The 5,229-nt window shown below is 57.7% G+C and carries 2 rRNA genes; both read right to left on the bottom strand.

The window, feature by feature from the left end:
- Positions 1 to 22: 22 nt before the first annotated feature.
- Positions 23 to 3,143, bottom strand: a 23S ribosomal RNA gene (locus ACPT94_RS42050).
- Between the two features lie 314 nt (positions 3,144 to 3,457).
- Positions 3,458 to 4,983, bottom strand: a 16S ribosomal RNA gene (locus ACPT94_RS42045).
- Together the 16S and 23S rRNA genes form the textbook arrangement of a ribosomal RNA operon.
- Between the last annotated feature and the right edge of the window lie 246 nt (positions 4,984 to 5,229).

Raw genomic sequence — 5,229 nt, 5'->3', positions numbered from 1 at the left:
AACACAGTGGACGCGAGCAACTGAGGACAAGCCCTCGGCCTATTAGTACCGGTCACCTCCACACGTTACCGTGCTTCCAGATCCGGCCTATCAACCCAGTCGTCTACTGGGAGCCTTACCCCATCAAGTGGGTGGGAGTCCTCATCTCGAAGCAGGCTTCCCGCTTAGATGCTTTCAGCGGTTATCCCTCCCGAACGTAGCCAACCAGCCATGCCCTTGGCAGAACAACTGGCACACCAGAGGTTCGTCCGTCCCGGTCCTCTCGTACTAGGGACAGCCCTTCTCAAGACTCCTACGCGCACAGCGGATAGGGACCGAACTGTCTCACGACGTTCTAAACCCAGCTCGCGTACCGCTTTAATGGGCGAACAGCCCAACCCTTGGGACCGACTCCAGCCCCAGGATGCGACGAGCCGACATCGAGGTGCCAAACCATCCCGTCGATATGGACTCTTGGGGAAGATCAGCCTGTTATCCCCGGGGTACCTTTTATCCGTTGAGCGACGGCGCTTCCACAAGCCACCGCCGGATCACTAGTCCCGACTTTCGTCCCTGCTCGACCCGTCGGTCTCACAGTCAAGCTCCCTTGTGCACTTACACTCAACACCTGATTGCCAACCAGGCTGAGGGAACCTTTGGGCGCCTCCGTTACCCTTTAGGAGGCAACCGCCCCAGTTAAACTACCCATCAGACACTGTCCCTGATCCGGATCACGGACCCAGGTTAGACATCCAGCACGACCAGACTGGTATTTCAACGACGACTCCACCCCAACTGGCGTTGGGACTTCACAGTCTCCCAGCTATCCTACACAAGCCGAACCGAACACCAATATCAAACTGTAGTAAAGGTCCCGGGGTCTTTCCGTCCTGCTGCGCGAAACGAGCATCTTTACTCGTAGTGCAATTTCACCGGGCCTATGGTTGAGACAGTCGAGAAGTCGTTACGCCATTCGTGCAGGTCGGAACTTACCCGACAAGGAATTTCGCTACCTTAGGATGGTTATAGTTACCACCGCCGTTTACTGGCGCTTAAGTTCTCAGCTTCGCCGAGACGAATCTCGACTAACCGGTCCCCTTAACGTTCCAGCACCGGGCAGGCGTCAGTCCGTATACATCGCCTTACGGCTTCGCACGGACCTGTGTTTTTAGTAAACAGTCGCTTCTCGCTGGTCTCTGCGGCCACCCCCAGCTCAGGACGTAAAGCCCATCACCAGGTGTGGCCCCCCTTCTCCCGAAGTTACGGGGGCATTTTGCCGAGTTCCTTAACCATAGTTCACCCGAACGCCTCGGTATTCTCTACCTGACCACCTGAGTCGGTTTAGGGTACGGGCCGCCATGAAACTCGCTAGAGGCTTTTCTCGACAGCATAGGATCATCCACTTCACCACAATCGGCTCGGCATCAGGTCTCAGCCTTATGTGCGACGGATTTACCTATCGCACGGCCTACACCCTTACCCCGGGACAACCACCGCCCGGGATGGACTACCTTCCTGCGTCACCCCATCACTCACCTACTGCAAGTCTGGTCCGTCGGCTCCACCACTTCCCTTTGCCCGAAGGCTCCGGGACGGCTTCACGGACTTAGCATCGCCTGGTTCGATGTTTGACGCTTCACAGCGGGTACCGGAATATCAACCGGTTATCCATCGACTACGCCTGTCGGCCTCGCCTTAGGTCCCGACTTACCCTGGGCAGATCAGCTTGACCCAGGAACCCTTAGTCAATCGGCGCACACGTTTCTCACGTGTGAATCGCTACTCATGCCTGCATTCTCACTCGTCAACCGTCCACAACTACCTTCCGGTGCTGCTTCACCCGGCAGACGACGCTCCCCTACCCATCACGATCCCCGTTGGGGGTATATATCGCAATGACACGACTTCGGCGGTACGCTTGAGCCCCGCTACATTGTCGGCGCGGAATCACTAGACCAGTGAGCTATTACGCACTCTTTCAAGGGTGGCTGCTTCTAAGCCAACCTCCTGGTTGTCTGTGCGACTCCACATCCTTTCCCACTTAGCGTACGCTTAGGGGCCTTAGTCGATGCTCTGGGCTGTTTCCCTCTCGACCATGGAGCTTATCCCCCACAGTCTCACTGCCGCGCTCTCACTTACCGGCATTCGGAGTTTGGCTAAGGTCAGTAACCCGGTAGGGCCCATCGCCTATCCAGTGCTCTACCTCCGGCAAGAAACACACGACGCTGCACCTAAATGCATTTCGGGGAGAACCAGCTATCACGGAGTTTGATTGGCCTTTCACCCCTAACCACAGGTCATCCCCCAGGTTTTCAACCCTGGTGGGTTCGGTCCTCCACGAAGTCTTACCTCCGCTTCAACCTGCCCATGGCTAGATCACTCCGCTTCGGGTCTTGAGCGTGCTACTGAAACGCCCTCTTCGGACTCGCTTTCGCTACGGCTACCCCACCCGGGTTAACCTCGCAACACACCGCAAACTCGCAGGCTCATTCTTCAAAAGGCACGCAGTCACGAGAACAAGGCAAGCCTTGTTCCGACGCTCCCACGGCTTGTAGGCACACGGTTTCAGGTACTATTTCACTCCCCTCCCGGGGTACTTTTCACCATTCCCTCACGGTACTATCCGCTATCGGTCACCAGGGAATATTTAGGCTTAGCGGGTGGTCCCGCCAGATTCACACGGGATTTCTCGGGCCCCGTGCTACTTGGGTGTCTCTCAAACGAGCCGCTGACGTTTCGACTACGGGGGTCTTACCCTCTACGCCGGACCTTTCGCATGTCCTTCGCCTACATCAACGGTTTCTGACTCGTCCTGCCGCCGGCAGACGACAGAAGAGAGATCCCACAACCCCGCATGCGCAACCCCTGCCGGGTCTCACACGCATACGGTTTGGCCTCATCCAGTTTCGCTCGCCACTACTCCCGGAATCACGGTTGTTTTCTCTTCCTGCGGGTACTGAGATGTTTCACTTCCCCGCGTTCCCTCCACACTGCCTATGTGTTCAGCAGTGGGTGACAGCCCATGACGACTGCCGGGTTTCCCCATTCGGAAACCCCCGGATCAAAGCCTGGTTGACGACTCCCCGGGGACTATCGCGGCCTCCCACGTCCTTCATCGGTTCCTGGTGCCAAGGCATCCACCGTGCGCCCTTAAAAACTTGGCCACAGATGCTCGCGTCCACTGTGCAGTTCTCAAACAACGACCAGCCACCCATCACCCCCAACCGAAGCTGGAGTTCACTGGGGCCGGCATCCGAAGACAGACCGTTACGGCCGTGCCCTCAGACACCCAACAGCGTGCCCGGCCAGGCCCCGTCCGGAGATCATGCGTTCCACGCTCTTGCGAGCAGTACTAGCAGCCTCCGACCCGTGAACCAGGCCGAATAATCAACGTTCCACCCATGAGCAACCAGCACCGGACGTTCGCCGATGTACTGGCCTCTGGACAGCCTTGCGGCTGCCTAGAAGTGCTCCTTAGAAAGGAGGTGATCCAGCCGCACCTTCCGGTACGGCTACCTTGTTACGACTTCGTCCCAATCGCCAGTCCCACCTTCGACAGCTCCCTCCCACAAGGGGTTGGGCCACCGGCTTCGGGTGTTACCGACTTTCGTGACGTGACGGGCGGTGTGTACAAGGCCCGGGAACGTATTCACCGCAGCAATGCTGATCTGCGATTACTAGCAACTCCGACTTCATGGGGTCGAGTTGCAGACCCCAATCCGAACTGAGACCGGCTTTTTGAGATTCGCTCCACCTCACGGTATCGCAGCTCTTTGTACCGGCCATTGTAGCACGTGTGCAGCCCAAGACATAAGGGGCATGATGACTTGACGTCGTCCCCACCTTCCTCCGAGTTGACCCCGGCGGTCTCCTGTGAGTCCCCATCACCCCGAAGGGCATGCTGGCAACACAGAACAAGGGTTGCGCTCGTTGCGGGACTTAACCCAACATCTCACGACACGAGCTGACGACAGCCATGCACCACCTGTACACCGACCACAAGGGGGACCCTGTCTCCAGGGTTTTCCGGTGTATGTCAAGCCTTGGTAAGGTTCTTCGCGTTGCGTCGAATTAAGCCACATGCTCCGCTGCTTGTGCGGGCCCCCGTCAATTCCTTTGAGTTTTAGCCTTGCGGCCGTACTCCCCAGGCGGGGAACTTAATGCGTTAGCTGCGGCACCGACGACGTGGAATGTCGCCAACACCTAGTTCCCACCGTTTACGGCGTGGACTACCAGGGTATCTAATCCTGTTCGCTCCCCACGCTTTCGCTCCTCAGCGTCAGTAATGGCCCAGAGATCCGCCTTCGCCACCGGTGTTCCTCCTGATATCTGCGCATTTCACCGCTACACCAGGAATTCCGATCTCCCCTACCACACTCTAGCTAGCCCGTATCGAATGCAGACCCGGGGTTAAGCCCCGGGCTTTCACACCCGACGTGACAAGCCGCCTACGAGCTCTTTACGCCCAATAATTCCGGACAACGCTTGCGCCCTACGTATTACCGCGGCTGCTGGCACGTAGTTAGCCGGCGCTTCTTCTGCAGGTACCGTCACTTTCGCTTCTTCCCTGCTGAAAGAGGTTTACAACCCGAAGGCCGTCATCCCTCACGCGGCGTCGCTGCATCAGGCTTTCGCCCATTGTGCAATATTCCCCACTGCTGCCTCCCGTAGGAGTCTGGGCCGTGTCTCAGTCCCAGTGTGGCCGGTCGCCCTCTCAGGCCGGCTACCCGTCGTCGCCTTGGTGAGCCGTTACCTCACCAACAAGCTGATAGGCCGCGGGCTCATCCTTCACCGCCGGAGCTTTCAACCCTCACAGATGCCCGCGAGAGTGGTATCCGGTATTAGACCCCGTTTCCAGGGCTTGTCCCAGAGTGAAGGGCAGATTGCCCACGTGTTACTCACCCGTTCGCCACTAATCCACCCCGAAGGGCTTCATCGTTCGACTTGCATGTGTTAAGCACGCCGCCAGCGTTCGTCCTGAGCCAGGATCAAACTCTCCGTGAATGTTTACCGGTAATCCGGTGCACACACACGAGAGCGGAACGAGAGGAGGAATAATCCTCTCGCTCACAGCGTCCTCGCTGTGTTTTTTCAAAGGAACCTCATCCTCGGCTATCACTGCCGGGGACGGGGTATCAACATATCTGGCGTTGATTTTTGGCACGCTGTTGAGTTCTCAAGGAACGGACGCTTCCTTTGTACTCACCCGAGAGACTCTCTCAGGCTTTCCTCCGGGCGCTTCCCTTCGGT

The organism is Streptomyces aurantiaciflavus, assembly GCF_049808595.1.
GTDB lineage: Bacteria > Actinomycetota > Actinomycetes > Streptomycetales > Streptomycetaceae > Streptomyces.
This window is presented reverse-complemented; position numbering and strand designations above follow the sequence as displayed.